Genomic DNA, 23,146 nt, shown 5'->3' with positions numbered 1-23,146 from the left:
TGTGGTGCTACTTCTTCGCCGGATCCAGCACGAAGTCGTAGTCGACCTCGACGCCGTTGCCGGAGGCGGCCGGCTTCGGGTCCAGCACCAGTTCCGGCTTCACGGCGGTGGCGATGTCGTCGTCGTTGTGCGGGTCGCCCGGGAAGTACAGCTGGGCGGTCAGCAGCTCGTATCCGGGAGCGGAGACCTTCAGGTGCAGGTGGGCGGGGCGCCAGGCGTGCCAGCCGGCGGCGGCGATCAGCTGGCCGCAGGCGCCGTCGGTCGGGATCTGGTACGGCGCGGGCTGCATCGTGTTGATCTCGAAGTTGCCCTCGGCGTCGGCGACGAACGTGCCGCGCAGGTTCCACTCGGGCAGGCCCGGGGCGAACTGCGAGTAGAAGCCGGCGGAGTCGGCGTGCCACAGCTCGACCTTGGCGTTCGGCAGGGCCGAGCCGTCGGTGCCGCGGACCTGGCCCTGGAAGAGCAGGGGGGTGCCGTGCTCGTCCTCGCGCATGGAGATGGTCGCCGGCGAATCCTGGCTGGGGGCATCGGGGATGTAGTACGGGCCCTCGATGGAACCCTTGTTGCCCTCGCGGTGGTCGGTGGCGACGTCCTCGACGGAGTGCTCGAGCCACACGTCCAGGAACAGCGGCCATTCGCCGTCGTCGCCGACCTTGATCAGCCAGGCCTTCAGGGCGTTGAACTCCTCGTAGCTGACGCGCTCTTCGAGGACGATGTCGTTCGCGGCCTTGACGAGCTTGCTGGCGAGCGTGTTGACGCGCTCGACGGAGACCTCGGACGTGCCGGTCTTGCCGGACTCGCGGAAGCGGTCCGTGGCGGCGCTGCCGGACTTGGCTGCGGTGGCATCTGCTGTGGTTTCGGCGGACATGGTGACTCCTTCGACTTTCGGGGACGCCGGCGACCGGGCAAGATCACTCGGGGCTGTGATCGGCATCATGTTCTGCTGTTGGGGATCAATCTAGACCCCTACATCGCGCCAAGGGAAATACCTGTTTCGTCGCTATTGTGACGTAGTAGATATCAATGCTGGTGATTGGGTCAGCGGATCGAGTTCGGGTGCTTTGCCAGCGGGGTGACCTTGATGGTCATGTAGGGGTACATCGGGAAGCCGCTGAGGATCCCGTGCAGCTCGTCGTTGGTCTCGACGTCGAAGAGCGAGTGGTTCGCGTATTCGCCGACGATCCGCCAGATGCCGGCCATCTTGCCCGACTCCTGCAGCCCTGCAGAGTAGGCCTTTTCGCGGGCCGTGAAGTCGGCGATCTGCTCGGTGGTCAGGTGATCGGGAAAACGCACGTCCATGCGGGCGAGGAACATCATGGTGACTCCTGTCGGTGGGGGTGGTGTGGGGTTCGACGACGGCGGGCCCGGTGGCGCGCTCAGTCCTGACGGTAGCGGGTGAGCTTTTCCTCGTCGATGGCTGCCCCGACGCCGGGGACCTCTCGGACGCGGATGCGCCCCTCGGTGATGGCCAATGGCTCGGCGAGCAGGTCATCTGACATGTCCAGGAAGTTGGAGAGCTCTCCGGCCCGGCGGCTGGAGGCCTCGTGTGCCGCGCCGAAGGTGACGGTGGCCAGCGAGCCGACCTGGGTGTCGATCTGGTTTCCCATCGTCACGTCCACGCCGAGCCCGGTGCACAGCCCCAGGATCTCGGTGGCCTCGGTGAAGCCGCTGCGTGCGGTCTTGATGCAGATCGCGTTGGACCCGCCGGCCAGCAGCTCGCGGGAGACATCGCCAGCGGTGGGGACCGACTCGTCGCCGACGATCGGGATCGGGGACTTCTCCACGAGCCGTCGCCGTGACATCGCCTCCTTGGCGTCGCACGGCTCCTCGAGCATGGTCAGGCCCAGGCCCTCGGTGCGGCGCAGCACCTGCATCGCCTCGTTGGCCGTCCAGCCGCGGTTGGCGTCCAGGTAGAGCTCGACGTCCTCGCCCAGGCCCTCTCGCAGCACGTGGCAGGCCTCGATGTCCAGGGCCAAGGGCCGGCGCCCGACCTTGAGCTTGAAGGTGGTGATCCCGTACTCCTCGCCGAAGCGCAGCGCCTCGTCGAGCAGCACCTGGGCGGGTTTGAAGCCGAGCATGTGGGACACGCGCATCGACTCGGTGTAGCCGCCGAGCAGCTTGTGCACCGGGGTGGTCGTGGCCTGGCCGATGAGGTCCCACAGGGCGATGTCCAGGGCCCCCTTGGCGACCTGGTTGTGGATCGTGCGGCGCAGCACCTCGTGGACGCGCTCGCGGTCGAACGGGTCCAGGCCGAGCAGCTGCGGGGCGAAGACGTCCTCGGTGATGGTCTGGATGGACTGCTGGGTCTCGCCATAGGTATACGGACGCGGCGGCGCGTCGGCGGTGCCGATCAGGCCCTCGTCGGTGTGCACGCGGATCAGCACGTGGTCCGCGGTCGTCACCTCGCCGGAGGCGAAGCGCAGGGGGTGGTTGTACGGGATGGCGTAGGGGATCGCTTCGATTCGCTCGATCTTCACGGGGAGTTTCCTTCCGGGTGGGCCACCGGTTCGCACAGCTTCAGGAAGTTGTGCACCAGGGGGGCTTCGTTGCCCGTCTTCCAGGCCAGGGCCAGGTCGACGGCGGGGGCATCGCGCAGCGGTCGGAACGTGACCCGCTGGCTGGAGGGCAGGCGTGCGGTGGTGGGCAGCAGGGCGACGCCGAGTCCGGCGTCGACGAAGGTCAGCAGTGTCGAGGTCTCGCGGGCGACCTGGACCACCCGGGGCATGAATCCGGCCCGGCGGCAGGCCTCGTGGACGATGAGGTTGACCGCCGACGTCGGAGGGTAGGAGACGAACGGTTCGTCGGTCAGGTCGGAGAGCTCGAGCTCCTCGCGCCCGGCCAGCCGATGGTTTTCCGGCAGGGCGACACTGAGCCGGTCCTGTTCCAGGAACAGCAGCTCGATCGCGGTCGAACGCACCGGCGGGCGCAGGACGGCGACGTCGAGGCGCCCCTCGACGAGGGCCTCCTCCATCTCCGGGGTGAGCATTTCGCCCTGGACGTTCAATTGGAGTCCGGGCATGTCCCGGCGGGCCGCCTCGACGATCCCGGGCATCAACCGGTAGGTCGCCGTTCCGGTGAAGCCGACGCGCAGCACACCGCTGGCTCCCTCGCCGACGGTGCGCACGTCCTGTGCCAGTTGTTCGAGTTCGGCCAGCAGATTGCGGGCCCGTCCCAGGAACATTTCGCCGGCCGGGGTGAGGTCGACGCGGCGGGTTGTCCGGGTCAGCAGTGCGGTGCCGAGCTGTTCCTCGAGCTGCTTGATCTGCTGGGAGAGCGGCGGCTGGGCCATGTGCAGGCGCGCGGCGGCGCGGCCGAAGTGGCGTTCTTCGGCGACGGCGACGAAGTAGCGCAGGTGTCTGGTTTCCATGGAGCTCCGATGATCCGGTCCGGGCGGTTGTCCCGGTGGCGTCTCGTGAGAACTCTAGGCCGGGCCGCTCGGAGGGGGAAATACCTATTCGACGCCTATTGAGAGTCTACTCGTCCTAATAGGATCCGTGCGGGCCCGACTCCCGTCTGCAGGACCCCGGAGAATTCGCTCCGTCCGTGGTCGTGGCGTTCAGTACCACCGGGCCACCGGCGTGCAACGCGCCTGCGGAGGAAGCCCGTGGCTCACTGCTTCCTTCCGCCAACACCGGGCCTGGATGCGACGTCGGTCATCCACTCCGTGAGCTGGTGTTCATCGAGGTCTCCCAAGGATCCGAGCTCCACGCCCCGCGTCGCCTTGCCCATCCCCACAGGTGTCACCGGCGGTACCGGATCGAGGTCTGCGCCATTGATGAACATGAGCTTCACGTGGCCGGCAAAGCCGCCGCAGCTGAAGCACCAGCCATCGCCAACGCCGTAGTAGGCCATGCCCCATTTCACGGAACGCTGCAGGCCCGGTAGCGTCGTGGCCGCGAGCGCATCAACTGCTTCGGCGACAGCGCGTTGTGGCTGCGGAAGGCTGGCGATGTATGCGAAAACCGGTTTGTCGCCAACCGCCGCTTTCGCGGGGCTTGCCCTGCCGGTCATGGCCTCAGGCAACGTGAATGCGGCCCCTGCCTGCGCCTCGGTGGGTGTAGCCGGTTCTTGGGCTTCCCCTCCACCGCTCTCCCCGCTAGTCATGTCGGGATAATACGCCCGCCGGGGGAATTTGTCGCCGAGAGGCCAGGTTGCATCGGGCGTCGCAACTCCGGGGTCGGGCGCGGGTCCGCGGTGCCGGCGATGTGGGACAGCGGCTCGGATCCCCGACGACGGCGGGGCTCAGCTGCCGCGCAGCCGGTCCAGCACCAGCGCCAGCGCCGGCCACGCGCTGCGCCCGCGCCGGGTCCGGGCAAAGGCGCGGAGCCGGACCTCGGGATCGCGCAGCGGCAGGATGGTGATCCCCTCGCGGCGCGGCCGGTCCCCGGGGAGCAGTCCGACGCCGAGGCCGGCGAGGATGAGGTCCTCGACCAGGTCCAGGCTGTCGGACTGGTGGCGTAGCTCCGGCTCGAATCCGGCCATCGAGGAGATCATCCGCAGCACGGTTTCGTCGGCGTCGTTGCGCGAGTTGCCGATCCAGTGGTGGTCGCGGAAAGCCATGAAGAGCTGGACGGCGTCCGGGCCCGGCCCGCCGTCGAGTCCGGCGGTGACCAGGTGGTCGGCGTCGGCGGTCGGGACGCCCAGCCCCCACGGCGTGCTCCACAGGGGCAGCGTCTCGATGCCGGGCGCGACGTCCTCGGGGGCAAGGCTGTAGTCGTAGGTCAGGGCCAGGTCGATCTCGTCTACCGCCAGCTGCTTCAGCGCTTCGGCCGGTTCGTGCTCGAGCACGACGATCCCCACCTTCGGGTGGTGTTCGGCGAGCTCGTCGATGATGGGCATCAGTGTGGTGCGGATGGCCGTGGCGAAACCGGCAACCCGCAGGGTCCCGGAGGGGTCGGCGGTCGGGTCCAGGTCCAGCCGTGCGGCATCGACGGCGGCCAGGATCGACTCGGCGTGGTCGGCCAGCCGGCGCCCCGCGGGGGTGAGACGGACCCCGCGCCCCTCGGGCTCCAGCAGACGGGCTCCGGTTTCCCGTGCGAGCAGGGCGATCTGTTGCGAAACCGTGGACGTGGTGGTGCCCAGCAGGTCGGCGACCCCGCGCATGGATCCCATCCGGGAGAGTTCGTACAGATACTGCAGACGCCGGGTTTCCATGGAGTCCATTGTGCAGCAAATCCCAACGGTTTGTTGATGATTGTCACGTGGACATGGACGGAGCGCATCGGGTCAAATGGATCCATGACTTCCTCTCCCCGCCTGGCGATGAGCCCCGCCGGCACCGGCTCGCTCATGGCGCTGGCCTCGATGACCTGTGTCCAGTTGGGCCTGGCCGTCTCCGTGGGGCTCATCCACACCCTCGGTCCCGAGGGTGTGGCGTGGTTGCGCTTGGCGTGGGCCGCTGTCATCCTGGTCGCCATCGGCCGGCCCTGGCGCGTCAAATTCAGCCGGGCGGCCTTGGGGGCGAGTGCGCTGCTGGGCGTGGCCACCGGCGGGGTGACGGTCCTGTTCATGCTCGCCGTCGAACGCATCCCGCTGGGAACCGCCAGTGCCCTGGAGTTCCTCGGCCCGCTCTCGATCGCCATCATCCAGGGCAGGGGAGCCGCGCGCTGGTGGGCCCTGGTGGCGGCGGCCGGGGTGCTGGGGTTGACCGAGCCGTGGGCAGGGGCCACCGATCCGATCGGGATAGTTTTCGCCCTCGGCGCGGCAGCCTGTTGGGCCGGGTATGTGCTGTTCACGCAGAAGGCCGGCGACTCGGCCTCCGGGATCAGCGCGCTCGGCATTTCCATGCCGGTGGCGGCGATCGTCGCGACCTGTGTGGTGGGCCCCTCGATCATCGGGCGCCTGGACTGGCAGGTGCTGCTGGTCGGTTTCGGGTTGGCGCTGTTGCTGCCCGTGATCCCCTTCAGCCTCGAGATGCTGGCCCTGCGCAAGCTGACCACCGCGGCCTTCGGCACCTTGATGTGTCTGGAGCCAGCCATCGCCGTCGTCATCGGGCTGACCATCTTGCACCAGGTGCCGCGTCCGGCGGCAGTGGTCGGCATCGTGCTCGTCGTCCTGGCCGGCATCGGGGCCACCAGGACCGGCCAGCGCCGCGCCCCCGCGCCGGTCGATGTCGTCACGGTCCCCGTGGGTTCCGTTGGCGACGCCGGCGAGGGGCGTTAGCGGGCCAGCCCCATCGGCGCTGTCCGGCAGCTGGAATCAGCCGCGGATCGACGCCAGCACAGCGTCGAGGCGCTCGAAATCCTCATCCATGCCCGCATCCATGCCAGAGGCGAGCATGGCGTCGCAGGCCTCCTTGGACGTGTACGTGGAGGTGGCCTCCAGGGTGCTCGTCCCGTCGTCGAGGTCCGTGAAGCGCAGCATCTCCAGCGTGGCCCCGGGCTCGTCCTCGTACTCCCAGGTGTGCACGATCAGCCCGGGGGAGACCTCGTGATACGAACCGCGGAATGCCCAGCTGGCCCCGGATCCTGCTTCGACGACGTAGCGGAAGGCGCCTCCGGTGAGGGCGTCGAACCGGTCGACGCGCACCGTGGTCCCGCGCGGGCCCATCCACTGGGTGAACAGGTCCACCTCGGTGTGCGCGCGCTGGACGAGCGCCGCCGGGCCGGCGAATCCGCGCCGGTGCACGATGCTCTGGTCGCCGATGCGCGTGTGTTCGGTCAGGCCGGGTTGGCGGATGTCGTGGGCGCTCATGGTTTCTCCTGGTGGGTGTCGGTGTCGGTCTGGGGGGATTCGACCAGGGTGGCGAGGACCGCGTCGAGGCGCTGGTAGCGCTCCTCGAGCCGGCGTCGGCGCTCGTCCATCCAGCACTGTGCCTCGTCCAGTGGCTGGCGCTCGAGGCTGACGCGGCGGGTGCGCCCCTCGCGGTGGCGCGTGAGCAGGCCGGCGCGTTCGAGCACGCCCAGATGCTGCGAGACCGCCTGGAAGGAGATCTCGAACAGTGCAACCAGCTCGCCCACGGTGGCATCCGAGGCGGCCAGGTGGTCGACGATTGTCGATCTCACCGGGTCGCCGAGGGCGGCAAACGTCTCCGTCACGGTGGTGGTCATGTTCCGATTATTCAACCAAACACTTGAATGTCAAGAGGTGCGGTGACAACAGCACGACGGCGCCGCGCTGGCTGCGCGACGCCGTCGACTCGTGGTGGGCAGAGCGCGGGGAATCAGTCGATGTCGACCGGGACCCGGCTCTCGCCACCGCCGGGCAGCATTCCGGCATCGGCCTGGGCCGCGATCTGGCGGACCCGGCCACGGCAGGCGTACCAGCCGGCCATCAGCGCCGGGATGATGACCACGATGGACCCGACCGTCCAGGTGCCGACGGGGGAGTCGAACGCCATGAGAACCACGACGAAGAGCAGGAACGCCAGGGTGAGGTAGCCGCTCCACGGGGCGAAGACCATGCGGAATTTGGGCCGGACCGCCTCGCCGCGCTGGGCCAGCCGGTGGAAGGCCAGCTGGCAGAGGATGATCATGGCCCAGCAGGAGATGATGCCCAGCGAGGCGATGTTCAGCACGATCTCGAATGCCTTCGCCGGCACGATCGCGTTGAGCACCACGCCCAGGCACGCGATGACGGCGGTGAGCATGATGCCGCCGTACGGCACGCCGGCCCGGTTCATCCGCGAGGCGAACTTCGGGGCGGACCCGGCCAGCGACATGGTGCGCATGATGCGCCCGGTCGAGTACAGCCCGGCGTTCAGCGACGACAGGGCCGCGGTGAGCACCACCAGGTTCATGATGGCGTCCATGCCGCCGACGCCGATGGAGCCGAAGAACGTCACGAAGGGGCTGACCCCCTTCTCGTAGGAGGTGAAGGGCAGCAGCAGCGAGAGCAGGGTCAGCGAGCCGACGTAGAACACGACGATGCGCACGACGACGGTGTTGATCGCCTTGGGCATGATCTTCTCGGGGTTCTCGGTCTCGCCGGCAGCGGTGCCCAGCAGCTCGATCGAGGCGTAGGAGAACACGACGCCCTGCATCACCACCAGCACCGGGAGCAGCCCGTTGGGCAGGATGCCGCCGTGGTCGGCCAGCAGCGAGAAGCCGACCTCATGGCCGTTGATCGGGGTGCCGAAGACGACGAAGTAGATGCCCACCGCCAAAAAGCCCACCAGTGCAACGACCTTGATGAGGGCGAACCAGAACTCCATCTCGCCGAAGACCTTCACCGAGACCATGTTGGCCGAGAGCACCAGCAGCAGCGCGGCCAGCGCCCACATCCACTGCGGGACCGCACCGATCCAGGGGACGTACTTGGCGAAGAAGTGCATGTAGAGCGCGACGGCGGTGATGTCCACGATCGCCGTCATCGACCAGTTCAGCCAGTACAGCCACCCGGTGACGAAGGCGGCCTTCTCGCCGAAGAACTCGCGGGCGTAGGAGACGAAGGATCCCGAGGTCGGGCGGTGCAGCACCAGCTCGCCCAAGGCGCGCAGGATCAGCAAAGCGAAGAACCCGCAGACCGCGAACGCGATGACCAGGCCCGGCCCGGCGTCGGCCAGGCGGCCGCCGGCGCCCATGAACAGGCCGGTGCCGATGGCGCCGCCGATGGCGATCATCTGGATCTGGCGGTTCTTCAAGCCCTTCTTGTAGTCGCCGTCGCCGACGGTCAGGGCCTGCCCGGAGGCGTGGTGGTGTGCCTGGTGCTGGTCCGGAAGGTGGTGGTTCACGGTCATGCGTTCGTTGTCCTCTGGTCGGGGGAGTGGACGGTACGGGGTTGTCGGTGGGTCAGTCGGACAGGTTGGCCAGGCGCTCGGGGCGCAGCAGTTCGTCGAGCTCGGCGCGGCTGAGCAGGTTCTTCTCGATCACCAGTTCGGCGATCCCGCGGCCGGAGTGCAACGCCTCGAGGGCGATGGCCGTCGAGGTGGCATAACCGAGTTGGGGCGTCAGGGCCGTGACCAGCCCGATCGAGTTTTCCACGTTCCGGCGCAGCAGCTCTTCATTTGCGGTGATGCCGGCCACGCAGTTGCGCGCCAGCGTCTGGCAGCCGGCCTCGAGGTGGCGCATGGAGAGGGTCAGCGAGTGCACGATCACCGGTTCGAACGCGTTGAGCTGCAGCTGCCCACCCTCGGCCGCCATCGTGATCGTCACGTCGTGCCCAATGACCTGGTAGGCGACCTGGTTGACCACCTCGGGGATCACCGGGTTGACCTTGCCGGGCATGATCGAGGAACCGGCCTGCACGGCGGGCAGGTTGATCTCGTTGAATCCCACGCGCGGGCCGGAGGAGAGCAGGCGCAGGTCGTTGCAGATCTTCGAGAGCTTCACGGCCACGCGCTTGAGCACGCCGGAGAGGTGCACGAACGCGCCCACGTCCTGGGTCGCCTCGATGAGGTCGGGTGAGGTGGTCAGCGGCAGTCCGGTCAGCTCGACCAGGTGGCGGCAGGCGGCCTCGGTGTAGCCGGCCGGGGCGTTCAGCGAGGTGCCGATCGCGGTGGCCCCGAGGTTGATCTCGTGTACCAGCTGCAGTGATTCGGCCAGCCGGTCGCGGTCCTCGCGGATGGTCACCGCGTAGGTGCCGAACTCCTGGCCCAGCGTCATGGGCACGGCGTCCTGCAGCTGGGTGCGGCCCATCTTCACCACGGTGCGGAATTCCAGCGCCTTGCGCGCGAACGCCGCCTCGAGCTCCTCGATCGCCGCCAGCAGCGGGACCGCGGTGAACGAGGTCGCGACGTTGACCGCCGTGGGGTACACGTCGTTGGTGGATTGCGAGAGGTTCACATGGTCATTGGGGTGCAGGTACTGGTATTCCCCGCGCTCGTGGCCCAGGATCTCCAACGCCCGGTTGGCGATGACCTCGTTGGCGTTCATGTTGGTGCTGGTCCCGGCGCCGCCCTGGATGACGTCCACAATGAACTGCTCGTGCAGCGCCCCGCCGGCGATCTCCGCGCACGCGGCCTCGATCGCGTCGGCACGGGTGGCGTCGAGCAGCCCGAGCTCCCGGTTGGCCCGCGCCGCGGCCTGTTTGACCAGCGCGAGCGCGCGGATCAGGTGCGGGTTGGTCGCCAGCTGCTGGCCCGTGATGTGGAAGTTCTCGGACGCGCGCAGCGTGTGCACGCCCCAGTAGGCGTCGGCGGGGACCTCGCGGTCGCCGATCAGATCGTGCTCGAGGCGTGTGGCGGCCAGGCTGGTGGTGGGCATGACGGGGTGTTCTCCTGTGGTGGGTGTTCCGGTGGTGGAGTGGTGGTGCGGTGGTGATGCGGCGGGCCAGGTCGTGGCTTGTCGCTGGCTCAGGGCACGACGGCGGTGAGCTCGCCGACGCGGTGCCCGCCCCCGAGGGCGGGGACGGAAAGCAGTGGCTGCAGGGCTGTGGCCAGGGCGGGATCGTCGAGCAGGCGGGTGAGTGCGGCGGCGGCGACGGGCATCCGGGCGCGGTCCCCGCCGTCGGAGATCTTCACCGCCACCCCGGCGCCATCGGCCAGGCCGATGACCTGGACGCCCTCGAACCCGTCCTTGGCGACGAGCCCCGGGACGGCGCGCATGACGGCGGTGACGTCGCGGCCCTCGCCGGCGACCAGCTCGGGGTGGGCGCGCATGGCATCGGCGACCCGGCGCTCCGCAGTGCCCGCCGCGGCGGAGGCGAGACGGCCGAAGGCGCGGGCCATGCCGGCCAGGGTGATCGTGTAGACCGGTGTGCCGCAGCCGTCCGTGCTGGTGGCGCCGACCGCTTCGCCGGTCAGCTCCTCGACGGTGGTGCGCAGCAGCTCGTTCAGCGGGTGGCCGACGTCGAGGTACCCGGCGACCGGCCAGCCGCGCCGGACGCACAGCGCGAGCAGGGCGGCATGCTTGCCCGAGCAGTTCTGGGCCAGTCGGGTGGGGCCTTTCCCGGCACGCAGCCACGCTTCGTGCTCGGCCGGGCCGTAGGGCAGGTCGGTGCTGTTGGCCAGGGCGGACTCGTCCAGTCCTGCATCGGCGAGCGTGGAGGCGGCGACCTGCTGGTGGCGGTCCGAGCCGTTGTGGCTCGCGGAGGCCAGGGCGAGCTGTTCGCTGGTCAGCTCCAGCCCGGCGCGCAGCATGCCAACGGCGAACAGCGGCTTGAGCGCCGAGCGCGGGTAGAAACCGTCGTGCGCATCGCCGAGGGAGTCCAGGATCGATCCGTCGGGACCGGTGGCGACGAGTGATCCGTAGTGGATGGATTCGACGGCGTCGCCGCGGGTCTGGACGGCGAGGGGCGTGTGGGCGGGGAGGTTCACTGGTGTCCGTTCCTGACGAGGTGGTCCACGGCACCGCGGACGGCCCCGAGGTGGTCTTGCATGGCGCGCTCGGCGGCGTCCGGGTCACGGGCCTCGATGGCGGCGACGATGTCCTGGTGCTCTGCATCGGAGGGCGTCCGGCGTCCGGCGACGAGGTTCAGCGTCTCGGACTGGGTGGCCATGGCATCGCGGATGTCGCTGACGACCTTGATGAACACCCCGTTGCCGCTCGCGCCGGCGATCGCGAGGTGGAAGGTGGCATCGAGCTCGACCCAGGCTCCCGCTTCATCCTCGCCGCGCATGGATTCCATGAGCGACTTGAGGCGTTCAAGGTCATCTGCGGTACGGCGTTCGGCGGCCAGTCGCGCCGCCGGTGCCTCGATGTGGGGGCGGGCCTCGAGCAGGTCGGTGGAGGAGAAGCTGCCCAGCACCAGATCCTGCTTCGGCTGGTCGGCGAGGACGAACGTGCCGCGGCCGGTCTCGGTGCGGGTCAAGCCCAGGGCGGCGCAGGAGCGCAGTGCCTCGCGCACCACAGACCGGCTGACGCCGAACTGGGCACCGAGCGTGGCTTCCGAGCTGAGCTTGGTGCCGACTGCCAGGTCCCCGGACTCGATGGCCGCACGCAGGGAGCGGAAGACCGCCTCGGAGGCACTCGTGCGCTCGATCCGCGGCTGTTCTGCAGTCCAGCTGTCTGACAGGTTCATGGAAAGTACTATGGCACGGCTCACAGGAGACGGTCAATATGGATCGAGGGGCTGCGACGGGAGTGCTCGACGAGTACGTTATTTCGTATTACATTATTGCCATGGGCGCGTGCGATTCAATCAACGGAGAACCCGTCACCGAGGAGCAAATCGATGCCTGGGCCGCGGAGGCCGAAGCCGGCTATGACGTGGAAACGCTCAAGAAGCGCCGACGGGGTCGACCGGGACGGGGTGCAGAACCGTCACAGGTGGTTGCCGTTCGGTTCACGCTTGAAGAGCTCTCCATCATTGATGCCAGGGCTGAACGTGAGGGGAAGTCGCGATCTGAAATCATCCGGGAAGCCCTGACCACCTCGGCCGCATGAACGTGCATCCTTCGGCGCTGAAACACGGGATTCTTGCCGCGGACGCCATTCAGGCCTGCGATATGGGCGCTGTGGATCGAAGACCTGGACGATGAGACTCCATTCCGCCAGTTGAGGCTGGGATTTGATCAACAAGGCCGCCCTCTGGGAAACCGTTGTGTTGTTTTTTGATAGTGGCAATGAACTGGTCATCCATGCGATAAAAGCGCGGCTGCAGATGCTTGACCTGCTCTCGTAGGAGTCAGGGACAAGTCTTCGTGCCGGTGGGCAGCTTCCCCTTTCTGGGAAGCGGTCGTCCCGCTGGACGGTCTGGCGTAGGCTGCATGGGGACGGACACCAGCGGTGTCGGGGCTGCCCGCCGGAAGCCCCAACGCCACCAGCGAAGGAGCCACCATGACGTTGAAACCAGCTGAACGCCAGGCCACCAGCGAGCAGCTTGCCGCCAACTTCGAGCGCTCGGGGCTGTCCCGCGAGCAGGTCTGCGAGGACCTCGAGTTCAGCGACGACGAACTCGACGCCGCCCTGGAGCTGCGCGAGCTGGTGGACCCGGTCGACGTGTGGGTGCTCCGGGATTACCTGGAGTTGGCCGTGCGCCAGGCCAGTGCCGAACCGGTGGAGTTCACCGTGCTGACCGAGGAGGCCCGGACCGAGGCCTACAAGTGGTACATCCTGCGTGATGCGCCGCAACCCGGTACCGGCGCGGCTGCGGTTACTACCGAAAACGCCGACGTCGACTGATTCCACTCGCGTGCCAGCGCGAAACTCTTCCCGTTACTCCAGAGCCCGGTCCCCGACACGCGGGACCGCTAAGAGGTCCGCCGTCACGTCCAGCTCGTCGATGAGAGCGGCTGCTCGCAGAATGACGGGGAAGAGTGCTCGGCAACTGCCCTCGGTGAGGCAACCGCCGACTTCGGGCACTGCCCGCGTGTTGTCCATATCAAGCAGGAAAAGTACCGGCACCTTGTGTTCCACGAGCTGCGCGCCCCAATGAGAATTACTTCGCCCGCTGCTGGACGGCACCCCGCGGACATGCCGGCCAGCTCCATGCTGGATGCCGAGGCCGCTGCCGGGCTCCAGCAAGACGATGTTGGATGAACGAAGTGCCTAGATGTCTTGCCTGGCGGTCGAATCGGCGTGTTTGCCCGTGGCATCGTCTTCGACTGCGGCCTCACCTGTGCGATAGCGGTAGGTGGTGCTGTCGTCCTGGACGATGAAGGTCTCAACGTCGCTGCGGGTCCAGTGCAGGACCAGCAGGCCGTAACGCTCTGCGAGTTTGGCGAGCGTGGGGAAGTCCATGACGTCGATGACCGGGCGCCCGACCGGCATTGGCATGGGGTGGACGGGTATGACCAGGGATGGCCAGCGGCGTTGGATGGCTTCCGCTTCGCCGCCGGAGGGACGGCGGGTGCTCGCCCATGCGATGCCGATGAGCGCGGCGAGTGCCAGGCCCAGCAGGGCGGGGGAAATGGCCCGCGCGGCTTTAGCCGTGAGTTGCCACTTGCCGAATGATAGTGCTCGTGGGGCGGGGGCTTGTGCCTCGCCGGCGGTTACGGACAGCGCGGCGGGATCTACTGGGGAGACCTGCAAGGGGGTCACCGACAGTTCCAGAGCCGGCCTGAAGGCCTCGTCTTCGCTCATCACGGCCGGGACCACTTCGATGGTGAGGGGCGTCGCCGGCAGGCCGGTCACCTTGGCTGCCCGATTTGCCCGTGCCTCAAGCGCGGCGACGTCTAGCTTGACGGTTCCGCGGTGGGTACCAGCGGTGACGTCCACGGGATCGCCGAGGGGGACGGAGGTGTGCCATCCGCCGGGCGTGGAAAGTTCGGCGACCGGGGAGATGGTGCCGGAGGGACCCTGATAGGAATAGTGCACCTCGACGAGGTCCGTAACACGCCGGAAGATTGGATCCGGAGAGGCGACGGTGGTGTCGTCGTAGGCGGGTGTCCGCGGAACGTCGGCGCTGTAGGAGAAGTCCATGCGAGCGTCGGAGCCGGCCAGCGTTGGTGTGTCTGCGGGCCCGCTCCAGGCCCAGGCACCAAGGCCCACGGCGACGACGGCGAGGGTGGCTGCGGTGCCGGTCCAGGCGGCGCGTGGGGCTTCGAGCATTCCGCGTAGAGTGTGGCGCGCTCTCTGGGTGGAGCTGCTGGGTGTCATGGCTTCTTTCCTTGCTGCGCGCCGTCTCCGGCGTCGGGTCAGGACGGGGGTGGCACCGGCCAGCAGGGCGAATGCGGCTAGGCCGAGCACCGGGGGTGAGGTGCTTATCTGGAGCAACCGTCCACCATGCGGGATGTGGAGCACGGCCCTGCCGATGATTTCACTGGCCTGGGGGTGGTCGACGTCGACGGATTCGTTGTTGTCGCCCTTGAAGGTAAAACCATCGGCGTCTGCGTCAATAATCCGGTGCAGGGCAACGTCACCGCCGGCGAGATGGTAGGCGGCAATGTCCCCAGGGGAATATTCGGTGTCGCGCGAGACGACGACAAGGTCGCCCTGGTAGTAGACGGGGTTCATGCTCACCCCGTAGGTGCTAACGAAAGCGAACTGGCCACTGGCCAACAACACTGCAGCCAACGCGATGCCGAGGGCTGCGAGAATGCCCGCGGTTCTTGCCAGGCGTCTTAACAGTCGCGGCACGGCGCTCCTTCCGTTGGTTGGTGGTGGTGCAGTGGCATGTGCCGGGCCACCACCTGGCAAGGACGTTTGCTGTGCCGTTGCCGGACGATGGCGGCCTACTGGGGAGAAGGCCGCCATCGCTGTGGTCCGCCGGGGCAGCGGACCACGACTAGTGGCGGGAGGTGGGACTACGCGGCGTCGAGCGTGCCAACGGTGATGTCCAAGCCCGTCAGGCCGGCGTAGCCGGCTTCACCGGCGGCCGGGGTGAATGTGCAGGTGGAGGCGTTGGCGAGGACAGCGCTGCAGCTGAATGTGCCGCCCGTGCCACCCTGTGCGTTGACATCCACCGGCTTGCCGTCCTCGGTGTTCGCGAAGCTCAGGTTGATCGTGCTGACGGTCTTCTGGGTGGTGTCCGTGAAGTCGTAGTCCACACCGGCCAGCGTGGCGCCGGTGACGGACTGCGAAACCTGTCCGCCGATGAACTGTGTATCGCCGGCCGTGCTCGTCAGGCCGGTTCCGGTGAAGGCGGAACCGCCAGCGAACACGATTCCGGCGACGGCAACGGCGGTAAGGGCCTTGTGGGACTTGCGCATGATGGATTCACTTTCGGTGTGGCCCAAGGTGTTGAAACCGGCGGGCGAGATGGGCCAGAAGGTACTGGCCAGGGAATGCGTCGAGAAGTGCGAATCCCTGGGCGGTTCCTGCTTCTTGACCGCGTGATTCGCTCCGACAATTGAAGGCTATCGGGCTGACGGAGGGCGATCGCCGATCTTGCGCCAGTCCTATGGAAAAGCCGTGGCCATACTCGGGTAACGCGGAATTCCTGCGGCTCTACTGCGCGACGACGATGTGAATGCGCCACAACATTTCTTCCCCGCGGATATCTGAGAGCGCCCCTGGTATGCCCCAGACTCCTGCCCGATGCTAGCCGCCTTCAGCGGGTGCGTACTTCTGTGCGGAACCTACGGCCTCTCCGCCCAGACCCCGGCGGGTCGATTGATCGCTAACGAGTACTTCCTCGACGCCTACGCCGGAACAGAGCCGGGCCGGCCCCACCCCGACCCGTCACCCGTATTCGCCAATCTCAGGTACCACCCGCCCCGCTGATGGCGACCGGCACGGACGACGTCCTCCTCGAAGAGGACCTGGTGATGGCATCATGGCTCGCGGCCGCCGGCAACGAGGTCGAATAGACGGCGACCGCCAGCCCGGCCCGACGCCACCAGACACCGGAAGAGCTGCCCCCGCGGTTCGCGCCGGACAGGATCCGTCCGGCACCCATCAGCCACGCAGCGCAGGCGAAGGCCGTCGGTGCCTGGGCCGACACGACGATGGCCGCCGGAGACAGCGCGGGCAGTCCGGAGAGAACCCAGGCCAACAGGTAGACCGTGTAGGCGAGGCCGGCCAATAGGGCGGCCAGGTAGGTCAGGACTTTCAATTCGTCGGTTCCCTCGGTCGTGGGTAGCGTTACGACCAACGTATTCCATTCGAGGCAGGGAGCGGTTCGATGCGCTTGTATCTGGTACGGCACGGGCAGACGGCGTCGAATGTCGGGGGCTACCTCGACACCACGGTTCCCGGAGCGCCGCTGAACGACCTCGGCCTCGAGCAGGCCAGGCTGCTCGTCGACTCGTTGGAGGGGTTGTCCCTGGAGGCGATCTACGCTTCGACCCAGCAGCGCGCCCAACAGACCGCAGCCCCGTTGGCCACGCGACGAGGACTCGACGTCGTCGTGCGCGGCGGGCTGCGGGAAATCTCGGCCGGCGGGCTGGAAATGCGCAACGACGAGGACGCGGTCCGCTCCTACTTCACGGCATTCGGCGCGTTCGCCGGCGGCGACCTGGCGGCCAGCATGCCCGGAGGCGAAACGGGTGCCGATGTTCTGGGGCGGTTCGACGCGGTCGTCGAGGAAATCGCCTCCCAGGGTGTTGAGGCTGCCGCCATCGTCAGCCACGGTGCCATGCTGCGTACCTGGGCCGGCTACCACTGCTCCAACCTGGACGTCGACTTCGTGATGCGCAATCCGCTGACCAACACCGGGGTCATCGTGGTCGACGGCGACCCGGCATCGGGCTGGGTGGCCGACACCTGGATCGGCGAGCCCGTCGTCTCCCCGGAGGAAGATGCAGGGCCGACGGGCGAAACCGTTGAGGAAGCCCTTGGGGACGCGCCCACGAAGCGGGACGACCGCGGGTTCTGAACCAGCCACCGCTCGCACGTTCACTGGCAGACTGTCGGCATGGACAACGGACAACTGCTCATCGACGCCGCCATCGCCCAACTGGACCGGCGCTGGCCCGCCGCAGACGGTGTCGCGGCCGCACTCCGCCTGGACGACGGGACAATACTCACCAGCGTCGGGTTGGACAACTTCAACGCGGCGGTGAACCTCTGCGCCGAAACCGGTGCGATCTGCCAGGCTTATGCCCTCGACCGACGCGTCACGGCGTCGGCATGCGTCGCCAGGCAGGGGGACGACGTTGTCATCCTTGCCCCCTGCGGGGTGTGCCGGGAGCGGCTGGCACTATGGGGACCCGACGTGGAGGTCGCCGTGGGCGAGACGAACGACCCGGATGGCTGGTTGATGCTGCCCCTGGGCGAACTGGTTCCCTACTACTGGGCGGAACAATTCACGGCGCACGGCGCCTGGCCCACCACGGACGACCACACCGGGTGAGGGATCGGCCAGGGCGCGGGATCAGGCGGGTTTTCGGGCCTCGGTCAGGTGCCGGGTGGAATGCGCGATGAACGGCCCGTGGCGCTGGATGTCATCGTGGAGGTCCCGGAGCCGATCCTGGTACCGGTCCACGGTGAAACCGGGAACCCACCAGATGACCTTGCGCAGCAGGTAGACGACTGACCCGACGTCGTGGATCTCCATCCGCAAACGTGCGGTCCTGAGGTCGGCGATCTCCAGGCCCGCAGCGACAGCCTCGGATGCCTCGCGGTCGGGATCGCGTGCCAGCCGCCCCCGGGGCTGCGGTCCGACAAAGTACTCGATGAGCTCGAAGGCGCTCGCCGGGCCGACATGCTGGGCAAGATACGTGCCACCGGGGGCCAGGACACGGGCGATCTCGTGCCAGTGGACGATCGCCGGGTGCCGGCTGGTGACCAGGTCGAAGGAACCATCGGGAAAGGGCAGCGGCGGTACTCCGGTGTCGGCGACGACCGTGAAGCCCCGCGGACCCAGCAACGCCGTCGCCTTCTCGACATTGGGCCCGTACGACTCCGTCGCGAAGGCCCGCCGGGGGATATCGGTGGCGAGGGAGAGTACCTCCCCACCGCCGGTCTGCAGGTCCAGGGAGGAGTCGACGCCTGCCATGCGCCCGGCGAGCATCCGCGCATAAGCCCAGGGTGGACGTTCCTCGGTCGCGCGACCGTTCAGCCAGGAAAAATCCCATCCGGAGACGTCGACAGCCGCCGCCTCGGCGACGAGTTCTTCACAGGTCAGGGACATCCGTCCAGCATGCCAACGAGGGTGCCGCGCCGCAAACGGTCTGCTGTGGTGTGGCCGCCGGTTGGCGCATCGAGGAGGGCCTTTCGTCGACGCCTTAGTTCCTCCGCGCCAACCAGGCGGTGCGGGTGCCAGTGAGCTTCAGGTCGTTGCGGTGCCTCAGCCCGGCTTCGTCCTGCGGGTCCAGGAGGCGGTCCAGCGTGGCCAGATCCTCGGCGTCGAGGTGGTCCTTGAGGAACGTGCGGATCCGTGACAGGTAGGCGGCCGCGTAGTCACCGGTGCCTTCCGGGGCCGGGTCCCGGGCGGTGTCGAACTGGCGTTGGGAGACGACGTCGTACCCGGCATCGTGCAGCGGTCCTGCCCAGTCCGGGTGGTGGTTCCAGCCCTGGGCGGCGATGACCTCGTGGCAGCGGTCCTCCAGCCCGGGCTGTCCGATCCCGAGGTCCTCGGGCAGGTAGCGGGGGAGCGAGTCCATTTCGACGATGGCCAGTAGGGCGCCCGGGGCCAGTGCGTCGCGGATCTCGCGCAGGGTCCGGTCCGGATCGGCGAACTCGTGCAGCGACGACGCGGCCCAGACCAGGTCGGCGGCGGGCACATCCGGCCACGATTCGTCCAGGTTGGCGTGGACCGGGCGGATGCGGGCGTCGAGGTCGTGGGCGCTCGCCGTGGCCGCGATGCGCTCGAGCATGGTGGGGGACTGGTCGACGGCGTGGACCGTGGCGGTGGGGAATCGTCGGGCCAGGGCGAGGCTTCCGGTCCCGGTGCCGGCGCCGACATCGATGATGGTCCCGGTGTCCTCGGGGGCGTTCTCCGCGACCCAGCCGGTCAGCGTCACCAGGTAGTCCTTGAGGATCTCCGCGTCCAGGTCCAACAGCCCGGCGAGGTCCTCGTCCTGGTCGTGGCCCTGGTGGGGGTGGTCGTTTCCCTGGTGTCCTGCGTGGCCATGGTGGTGGCCGTGGTCTCGGTGTCCCGTTCCGTCTGGTGTCATGATCCAAGGTTAGGCCGAACGTGCCACTAACGCATACCATTTTGCCTATGACGCAAGGACTCGAGTTGGACACCATTATCCGCCTGCGGATCCGCGGATTGCGCCAGGCCCGGGGATGGTCGTTGGATGCACTGGCCGCCCGCTGCCATCTCAGCCCCTCGACGTTGAGCCGGATCGAAACCGGGCAACGCAGGATCGCGGTGGACCAGCTGGTGACGATCGCCCGCGCCCTGGACACGACGCTGGACCAGCTCGTGGAATCGGCCGACGATTCGGACGTGGTGATCCGTCCGGAACCCGAACACACGCCGGGCCTGACGACTTGGTTGCTCTCCCGCGACGGCGCCACCCCCGGGGTGAGCGTGGCGAAGATGCGCATCACGGCCGACCGACCCGGGGGGCCGGCCAGCCAGGGGGTGCACCCGGGGCGCGAGTGGTTCACCGTCCTGTCCGGCACGGCGCACCTGCACCTGGGCGAGCGGTTGCTGGTGGTCAACGAGGGTGAGGCCGCCGAATTCTCCACCATGGTCCCGCACCTTATCAGCGCCGGCGACGGCCCCGTGGAACTGCTGGTCATCCTGGACCGCGATGGCCAGCGTGCCCACCTGCACGAGGGGCACGAGCACCGAGCCTGACGACATGGGGCGCATGGCCTGCGACGGAACCAACTCGGACCTACCTGTGTACTTTCACCGATCCCGGCCCATACTGGACGAAGGGACTGCCGCCGCTGGGGCTGGCAGTGGCGGTCCCGTCCAACCGGGCCGCGCCCAGCCGTGGTCATGAACCTGCCAGCCAGGAGTGCATCGATGCAGCCCACGCGACGGAGGGGGCTTGCCGCGGTCGGGCTGGTCGCTGCCGTCGTACTGTCCGCCTGCGCTTCCGGGGAAAATGACTCCACCGGGACGAAGCCGGCGCCCGCCCCCGCCAGCGCCCCGCCGTCGTCCTCCCCGGGGCAGGCGAAGGGCCGCACGCATGAACCACTGCGCGGGGAACCGAAGGTGGTGGTCGAGGGGCTGGACGCACCCTGGTCGATCGTCTTCCGGGGCACGACGGCGCTGGTCAGCGAGCGCGACAGCGGACGCATCCTCGAACTCACGGCCGACGGCGGAACCCGGGAAATCGGTGTCGTCCCCGGGGTGGAGCACGGCGGCGAGGGCGGGCTGCTGGGGTTGGCGTTGGACGGCAAGCGTCGCCTCTACGCGTACTCGACGGGGGAGGACGGCAACCGCATCCAGCGCTTCGAGCTGGCCGGGAAGCCCGGGTCGCTGTCCCTCGGGAAGGCCGCCACCTTGCTGGATGGCATCCCGGCCGGGACGAACCACAACGGCGGACGGCTCGCCTTCGGTCCCGACGGCATGCTCTACGCGACCGCCGGTGATGCCGGCGAGCGCTCGCACGCGCAGGACCGCGACAGCCTGGCTGGCAAGATCCTGCGCCTGACCCCGGACGGCAAGGTCCCGCAGGACAACCCGTTGGCCGACTCGTACGTCTACAGCTACGGGCACCGCAACCCGCAGGGGCTCGCCTGGGCGGAGGACGGGACGATGTATGCGTCCGAATTCGGGCAGAACACCTGGGATGAGCTCAACGTCATCACCGCCGGTGCCAACTACGGGTGGCCGGTGGTCGAGGGAATCGCCTCCCGCGAAGGCTTCACCGACCCGGTCCAGCAATGGGAACCCGGCGAGGCCAGTCCCAGCGGCATGGCGCTGGCCGATGGGACGATCTTCCTGGCCAACCTGCGCGGGGCGTCCCTGCGCACCGTCCCGCTCGCCGACACCTCCACCTCCGCCGAGCACTACGTGGGGGAGTTCGGCCGGCTGCGCGATGCGGTGATCGCCCCGGAGGGTGACCTGTGGTTCCTGACCAACAACACCGACGGCCGCGGCAGCCCCGGGCCGGACGACGACATGATCTACAGCGTCGGCCTGGGCGCGAATTAGCATCACCCGTAGCTTCGAATTCCTCGGATACACCTGGTGGGGCGTTGCTGGATGGTCGAGATCCGCACGCCTGACCACTTCCGTTGATGGCCCTGCTGGCGGCGTAGAAGTGGCAATCAGATGGGAGGAAGGCCATGAAAGCACAGAGTATTCGCGGTCGCTCTGCGGGTGGGCAGTCCGCACGCAAGCCGGTGACGATTGAGCAGCGAGCCGAAATCCGCGCCGCGTCGTATCGGCAAGTGGTTACTTCCTCCGCGATCGAAGGCAAGTCCACGACGAGGGCCGAGCCGCCGGTCCTTCTAGCTGATCGGAAATAGCCAGTCTGTGGAGTCGTTCGGTCATTACGATTCGACGCCCGTGAGTGCAGAAGACCGGCAAGCCTTCGTCCCTTCTCGCCCTCGTGCAGCTCACCCTCGGGCGACCTCGCATATGCGGTGTTGCCGTTGCGTGGCCCAGGGGCGGGGACCTGTGGTTCCTGACGAACAACACCGATGGCCGCGGCAGCCCCGGGCCGGACGACGTCATGATCTACAGCGTCGGCCTGGCGGACCGATGATGGATTCCCGACGCCGTGCGAGCTAGGCCAGAACCATCACCGGGCACGAGACTCCCGCGGCATGGGCGAGCCGGTGATCCGTGGTCAACAATTCCGTGGCACCCGCCAACTCCGCGAGCGCGACGTAGGTGGCGTCGTACGCGGTGAGGTTCTCGCGGAGTTCCCACAGGCGATCCCTCAACCAATCGGCGGGATACCGGGTCAACGCCAGCTGCCCGAAGCCGTCCAGGGCAGCTCGCCCCTGTTCCTGACTCAACGCTCCGCGGCGGACCAATCTCCGCAACAGATTCAGGACCTCGCTGTCGAGCAAGTGGGGCGCCGCCAGTTCTTCAGCGCCGAGCCGCTCGGGGTCCAGGTTGCCGCAGAGCAGTTCCACCACCACCCCGGCGTCCACGACCCTCATTCTGCGCGGCCGCCGTGCAGTTCCTTCAGGATGGCTTCCCGGTCAAGGGTTCCCCCGACTTGCTCTTGCGTGCGGCGGATGACCTCGACGTTGTGCCGCACCAGGTGGTCGCGCTCGGCAAGCTGCGTCAGCTCGCGTTGCACGTACCGCGTGAGCGAGACTCCTTGCGCCCGGGCGGCGTCGGTCAATGCGGCGTGGACTGCATCGGGAACATCTCGGATGTGGATGACTTTTGCCATGATCCCATTCTACGTCGTGTGGGTGCACCATGCACCCACACTCGTAGATCTCCTCGACTGCACCAGCCGGCATGGAGGGCGGATAGCTGCTCTGGCCACCGGATATCGATCGGCGGATGATGGGTGGTAACGAATACCCAGGAGGCCGGCATGGACGCCACCCGAAAGATCCAGGTCCCGCCCACGATCACCACAGTGGCAGCCGGAACCGGCCCTTTCGCTGCCGCGCGTACGCGGCCCGAACCCGGCCTGCTGCGCGCCGTGGGCACCGGCGCGGCGGTCTACGGCACCGAGGCCGGCTGGCTGTGCTACACGGAGATGCCCGATGATGGGGACGGGGACTGAACCACCTTCCGGAGCAGGAGGCATCGCCGTGGAGAGGTTGAACGAGGTCCGTGCGGTGGTGGCTGCCATCCCCGCCGGGCAGGTGATGGCCTACGGTGACATCGCGTCGATTGTCGGTGTCGGGCCCCGTCAGGCCGGACGCCTGGTCGCCGCCCTGGACGACGACGTGCCCTGGTGGCGGGTGGTCTACGCCGACGGGACGCCGGCGACCTGCCACGGCGGAACCGCGCCGGCACTGCTGCGCGAGGAAGGCGTCGTCTTCCGGGGCGACCGCGTGGACCGGTCAGCGGTGCCGCCCGCCCGCGGCGTGGACGATTCTTAAAGGTTTCTGACAGCGCC

General features: G+C 68.0%; 28 protein-coding genes. 9 read left to right on the top strand and 19 right to left on the bottom strand.

What is annotated here, in order from left to right; genetic code table 11:
- Positions 1-7: 7 nt before the first annotated feature.
- The 6 genes from catA to AC1MEQ_RS05425 form a co-directional block, all read right to left on the bottom strand.
- Positions 8-868, bottom strand: coding sequence for a catechol 1,2-dioxygenase (gene catA, locus AC1MEQ_RS05450; protein ID WP_479794665.1), 861 nt, complete (start codon positions 866-868; stop codon positions 8-10).
- A gap of 170 nt (positions 869-1,038) precedes the next feature.
- Positions 1,039-1,317, bottom strand: coding sequence for a muconolactone Delta-isomerase (gene catC / locus AC1MEQ_RS05445; RefSeq protein WP_479794663.1), 279 nt, complete (start codon positions 1,315-1,317; stop codon positions 1,039-1,041).
- Between the two features lie 59 nt (positions 1,318-1,376).
- Positions 1,377-2,477: an enolase C-terminal domain-like protein gene (locus AC1MEQ_RS05440; protein WP_479794661.1), complete on the bottom strand. Its 1,101-nt coding sequence runs from the start codon at positions 2,475-2,477 to the stop codon at positions 1,377-1,379.
- Positions 2,474-3,367 (bottom strand): LysR substrate-binding domain-containing protein, encoded by an 894-nt coding sequence (locus tag AC1MEQ_RS05435; RefSeq protein WP_479794659.1) that lies wholly within the window; start codon positions 3,365-3,367, stop codon positions 2,474-2,476. Before AC1MEQ_RS05435 ends, AC1MEQ_RS05440 begins: the two co-directional genes overlap by 4 nt.
- A 242-nt stretch (positions 3,368-3,609) precedes the next feature.
- A complete protein-coding gene (locus AC1MEQ_RS05430) occupies positions 3,610-4,104 on the bottom strand; it encodes a DUF1801 domain-containing protein (RefSeq protein WP_479794657.1) in 495 nt (164 codons plus the stop codon).
- Between the two features lie 138 nt (positions 4,105-4,242).
- Entirely contained in the window at positions 4,243-5,154 is a 912-nt protein-coding gene (locus AC1MEQ_RS05425) for a LysR family transcriptional regulator (RefSeq protein WP_479794655.1), read from the bottom strand.
- 84 nt (positions 5,155-5,238) lie between these two features.
- On the opposite strand from AC1MEQ_RS05425, the gene AC1MEQ_RS05420 reads away from it, so the two are divergent.
- Positions 5,239-6,162, top strand: coding sequence for an EamA family transporter (locus AC1MEQ_RS05420; RefSeq protein WP_479794653.1), 924 nt, complete (start codon positions 5,239-5,241; stop codon positions 6,160-6,162).
- Positions 6,163-6,198: 36 nt separating this feature from the next.
- On the opposite strand, the gene AC1MEQ_RS05415 is transcribed toward AC1MEQ_RS05420, so the two are convergent.
- The 6 genes from AC1MEQ_RS05415 to AC1MEQ_RS05390 form a co-directional block, all read right to left on the bottom strand.
- A complete protein-coding gene (locus tag AC1MEQ_RS05415; protein ID WP_479794651.1) occupies positions 6,199-6,693 on the bottom strand; it encodes an SRPBCC domain-containing protein in 495 nt (164 codons plus the stop codon).
- Complete coding sequence (locus AC1MEQ_RS05410; RefSeq protein ID WP_479794649.1) at positions 6,690-7,049, bottom strand: ArsR/SmtB family transcription factor; 360 nt, start codon at positions 7,047-7,049, stop codon at positions 6,690-6,692. Before AC1MEQ_RS05410 ends, AC1MEQ_RS05415 begins: the two co-directional genes overlap by 4 nt.
- A gap of 113 nt (positions 7,050-7,162) precedes the next feature.
- Positions 7,163-8,677, bottom strand: coding sequence for an amino acid permease (locus AC1MEQ_RS05405; RefSeq protein ID WP_479794647.1), 1,515 nt, complete (start codon positions 8,675-8,677; stop codon positions 7,163-7,165).
- 52 nt (positions 8,678-8,729) lie between these two features.
- Complete coding sequence (locus AC1MEQ_RS05400) at positions 8,730-10,142, bottom strand: aspartate ammonia-lyase (RefSeq protein ID WP_479794645.1); 1,413 nt, start codon at positions 10,140-10,142, stop codon at positions 8,730-8,732.
- 89 nt (positions 10,143-10,231) lie between these two features.
- Entirely contained in the window at positions 10,232-11,194 is a 963-nt protein-coding gene (locus AC1MEQ_RS05395; protein ID WP_479794643.1) for an asparaginase, read from the bottom strand.
- A complete protein-coding gene (locus AC1MEQ_RS05390) occupies positions 11,191-11,898 on the bottom strand; it encodes a FadR/GntR family transcriptional regulator (protein WP_479794641.1) in 708 nt (235 codons plus the stop codon). The genes AC1MEQ_RS05395 and AC1MEQ_RS05390 overlap by 4 nt, the downstream gene beginning before the upstream one ends.
- A 62-nt stretch (positions 11,899-11,960) precedes the next feature.
- On the opposite strand from AC1MEQ_RS05390, the gene AC1MEQ_RS05385 reads away from it, so the two are divergent.
- Positions 11,961-12,263: a ribbon-helix-helix domain-containing protein gene (locus tag AC1MEQ_RS05385; protein WP_479794639.1), complete on the top strand. Its 303-nt coding sequence runs from the start codon at positions 11,961-11,963 to the stop codon at positions 12,261-12,263.
- Between the two features lie 393 nt (positions 12,264-12,656).
- Positions 12,657-13,001: a DUF2316 family protein gene (locus tag AC1MEQ_RS05380; protein WP_479794637.1), complete on the top strand. Its 345-nt coding sequence runs from the start codon at positions 12,657-12,659 to the stop codon at positions 12,999-13,001.
- 366 nt (positions 13,002-13,367) lie between these two features.
- Here the strand turns inward: AC1MEQ_RS05380 and AC1MEQ_RS05375 are convergent, their stop codons facing one another.
- The 3 genes from AC1MEQ_RS05375 to AC1MEQ_RS05365 form a co-directional block, all read right to left on the bottom strand.
- Positions 13,368-15,014, bottom strand: a complete 1,647-nt coding sequence (locus tag AC1MEQ_RS05375) for a S24/S26 family peptidase (protein WP_479794635.1) — start codon at positions 15,012-15,014, stop codon at positions 13,368-13,370.
- A gap of 50 nt (positions 15,015-15,064) precedes the next feature.
- Positions 15,065-15,469 (bottom strand): hypothetical protein, encoded by a 405-nt coding sequence (locus AC1MEQ_RS05370; RefSeq protein ID WP_479794634.1) that lies wholly within the window; start codon positions 15,467-15,469, stop codon positions 15,065-15,067.
- A gap of 491 nt (positions 15,470-15,960) precedes the next feature.
- Positions 15,961-16,353: a hypothetical protein gene (locus AC1MEQ_RS05365; protein WP_479794632.1), complete on the bottom strand. Its 393-nt coding sequence runs from the start codon at positions 16,351-16,353 to the stop codon at positions 15,961-15,963.
- 30 nt (positions 16,354-16,383) lie between these two features.
- Here AC1MEQ_RS05365 and AC1MEQ_RS05360 point away from each other — a divergent pair, with 30 nt between their 5' ends.
- Both AC1MEQ_RS05360 and AC1MEQ_RS05355 read left to right on the top strand, forming a co-directional pair.
- Positions 16,384-17,076: a histidine phosphatase family protein gene (locus tag AC1MEQ_RS05360; RefSeq protein ID WP_479794630.1), complete on the top strand. Its 693-nt coding sequence runs from the start codon at positions 16,384-16,386 to the stop codon at positions 17,074-17,076.
- 39 nt (positions 17,077-17,115) lie between these two features.
- Positions 17,116-17,553 carry a cytidine deaminase gene (locus AC1MEQ_RS05355; protein WP_479794628.1) on the top strand — a complete coding sequence of 146 codons (438 nt, stop codon included), beginning with the start codon at positions 17,116-17,118 and terminating at the stop codon, positions 17,551-17,553.
- A 21-nt stretch (positions 17,554-17,574) separates the two neighbouring features.
- Here the strand turns inward: AC1MEQ_RS05355 and AC1MEQ_RS05350 are convergent, their stop codons facing one another.
- Together AC1MEQ_RS05350 and AC1MEQ_RS05345 are read right to left on the bottom strand one after the other, a co-directional pair.
- On the bottom strand, positions 17,575-18,333 hold the full coding sequence (locus AC1MEQ_RS05350; RefSeq protein ID WP_479794626.1) for a class I SAM-dependent methyltransferase: 759 nt from the start codon (positions 18,331-18,333) through the stop codon (positions 17,575-17,577).
- Positions 18,334-18,427: 94 nt separating this feature from the next.
- A complete protein-coding gene (locus tag AC1MEQ_RS05345; protein WP_479794624.1) occupies positions 18,428-19,318 on the bottom strand; it encodes a class I SAM-dependent methyltransferase in 891 nt (296 codons plus the stop codon).
- Between the two features lie 47 nt (positions 19,319-19,365).
- Here AC1MEQ_RS05345 and AC1MEQ_RS05340 point away from each other — a divergent pair, with 47 nt between their 5' ends.
- Together AC1MEQ_RS05340 and AC1MEQ_RS05335 are read left to right on the top strand one after the other, a co-directional pair.
- Positions 19,366-19,953 carry a helix-turn-helix domain-containing protein gene (locus tag AC1MEQ_RS05340; RefSeq protein ID WP_479794622.1) on the top strand — a complete coding sequence of 196 codons (588 nt, stop codon included), beginning with the start codon at positions 19,366-19,368 and terminating at the stop codon, positions 19,951-19,953.
- Between the two features lie 174 nt (positions 19,954-20,127).
- Positions 20,128-21,264: a PQQ-dependent sugar dehydrogenase gene (locus AC1MEQ_RS05335; RefSeq protein ID WP_479794620.1), complete on the top strand. Its 1,137-nt coding sequence runs from the start codon at positions 20,128-20,130 to the stop codon at positions 21,262-21,264.
- Between the two features lie 578 nt (positions 21,265-21,842).
- Here the strand turns inward: AC1MEQ_RS05335 and AC1MEQ_RS05330 are convergent.
- On the bottom strand, positions 21,843-22,223 hold the full coding sequence (locus AC1MEQ_RS05330) for a type II toxin-antitoxin system VapC family toxin (RefSeq protein ID WP_479794618.1): 381 nt from the start codon (positions 22,221-22,223) through the stop codon (positions 21,843-21,845).
- Entirely contained in the window at positions 22,220-22,462 is a 243-nt protein-coding gene (locus tag AC1MEQ_RS05325) for a hypothetical protein (protein ID WP_479794616.1), read from the bottom strand. The genes AC1MEQ_RS05330 and AC1MEQ_RS05325 overlap by 4 nt, the downstream gene beginning before the upstream one ends.
- A gap of 150 nt (positions 22,463-22,612) precedes the next feature.
- Between AC1MEQ_RS05325 and AC1MEQ_RS05320 the strand changes: the two genes are divergently transcribed.
- Positions 22,613-22,807 carry a hypothetical protein gene (locus tag AC1MEQ_RS05320; protein WP_479794614.1) on the top strand — a complete coding sequence of 65 codons (195 nt, stop codon included), beginning with the start codon at positions 22,613-22,615 and terminating at the stop codon, positions 22,805-22,807.
- Between the two features lie 28 nt (positions 22,808-22,835).
- Complete coding sequence (locus tag AC1MEQ_RS05315; protein ID WP_479794612.1) at positions 22,836-23,129, top strand: MGMT family protein; 294 nt, start codon at positions 22,836-22,838, stop codon at positions 23,127-23,129.
- Positions 23,130-23,146 lie beyond the last annotated feature (17 nt).

Source organism: Arthrobacter sp. ASL1 (assembly GCF_056680475.1).
The sequence above is the reverse complement of the archived record's forward strand: the minus strand, read 5'-3'. Positions and strand labels throughout refer to the sequence as shown.

Bases quoted from the DNA above. Each gene is read 5' to 3' on its own strand.
- catA (WP_479794665.1), bottom strand. From the start codon at position 868: ATGTCCGCCGAAACCACAGCAGATGCCACCGCAGCCAAGTCCGGCAGC.
- catC (WP_479794663.1), bottom strand. From the start codon at position 1,317: ATGATGTTCCTCGCCCGCATGGACGTGCGTTTTCCCGATCACCTGACC.
- AC1MEQ_RS05435 (WP_479794659.1), bottom strand. From the start codon at position 3,367: ATGGAAACCAGACACCTGCGCTACTTCGTCGCCGTCGCCGAAGAACGC.
- AC1MEQ_RS05430 (WP_479794657.1), bottom strand. From the start codon at position 4,104: ATGACTAGCGGGGAGAGCGGTGGAGGGGAAGCCCAAGAACCGGCTACA.
- AC1MEQ_RS05425 (WP_479794655.1), bottom strand. From the start codon at position 5,154: ATGGAAACCCGGCGTCTGCAGTATCTGTACGAACTCTCCCGGATGGGA.
- AC1MEQ_RS05420 (WP_479794653.1), top strand. From the start codon at position 5,239: ATGACTTCCTCTCCCCGCCTGGCGATGAGCCCCGCCGGCACCGGCTCG.
- AC1MEQ_RS05415 (WP_479794651.1), bottom strand. From the start codon at position 6,693: ATGAGCGCCCACGACATCCGCCAACCCGGCCTGACCGAACACACGCGC.
- AC1MEQ_RS05410 (WP_479794649.1), bottom strand. From the start codon at position 7,049: ATGACCACCACCGTGACGGAGACGTTTGCCGCCCTCGGCGACCCGGTG.
- AC1MEQ_RS05405 (WP_479794647.1), bottom strand. From the start codon at position 8,677: ATGACCGTGAACCACCACCTTCCGGACCAGCACCAGGCACACCACCAC.
- AC1MEQ_RS05400 (WP_479794645.1), bottom strand. From the start codon at position 10,142: ATGCCCACCACCAGCCTGGCCGCCACACGCCTCGAGCACGATCTGATC.
- AC1MEQ_RS05390 (WP_479794641.1), bottom strand. From the start codon at position 11,898: ATGAACCTGTCAGACAGCTGGACTGCAGAACAGCCGCGGATCGAGCGC.
- AC1MEQ_RS05380 (WP_479794637.1), top strand. From the start codon at position 12,657: ATGACGTTGAAACCAGCTGAACGCCAGGCCACCAGCGAGCAGCTTGCC.
- AC1MEQ_RS05375 (WP_479794635.1), bottom strand. From the start codon at position 15,014: ATGGCGGCCTTCTCCCCAGTAGGCCGCCATCGTCCGGCAACGGCACAG.
- AC1MEQ_RS05370 (WP_479794634.1), bottom strand. From the start codon at position 15,469: ATGCGCAAGTCCCACAAGGCCCTTACCGCCGTTGCCGTCGCCGGAATC.
- AC1MEQ_RS05360 (WP_479794630.1), top strand. From the start codon at position 16,384: ATGCGCTTGTATCTGGTACGGCACGGGCAGACGGCGTCGAATGTCGGG.
- AC1MEQ_RS05355 (WP_479794628.1), top strand. From the start codon at position 17,116: ATGGACAACGGACAACTGCTCATCGACGCCGCCATCGCCCAACTGGAC.
- AC1MEQ_RS05350 (WP_479794626.1), bottom strand. From the start codon at position 18,333: ATGTCCCTGACCTGTGAAGAACTCGTCGCCGAGGCGGCGGCTGTCGAC.
- AC1MEQ_RS05345 (WP_479794624.1), bottom strand. From the start codon at position 19,318: ATGACACCAGACGGAACGGGACACCGAGACCACGGCCACCACCATGGC.
- AC1MEQ_RS05340 (WP_479794622.1), top strand. From the start codon at position 19,366: ATGACGCAAGGACTCGAGTTGGACACCATTATCCGCCTGCGGATCCGC.
- AC1MEQ_RS05335 (WP_479794620.1), top strand. From the start codon at position 20,128: ATGCAGCCCACGCGACGGAGGGGGCTTGCCGCGGTCGGGCTGGTCGCT.
- AC1MEQ_RS05330 (WP_479794618.1), bottom strand. From the start codon at position 22,223: ATGAGGGTCGTGGACGCCGGGGTGGTGGTGGAACTGCTCTGCGGCAAC.
- AC1MEQ_RS05325 (WP_479794616.1), bottom strand. From the start codon at position 22,462: ATGGCAAAAGTCATCCACATCCGAGATGTTCCCGATGCAGTCCACGCC.
- AC1MEQ_RS05320 (WP_479794614.1), top strand. From the start codon at position 22,613: ATGGACGCCACCCGAAAGATCCAGGTCCCGCCCACGATCACCACAGTG.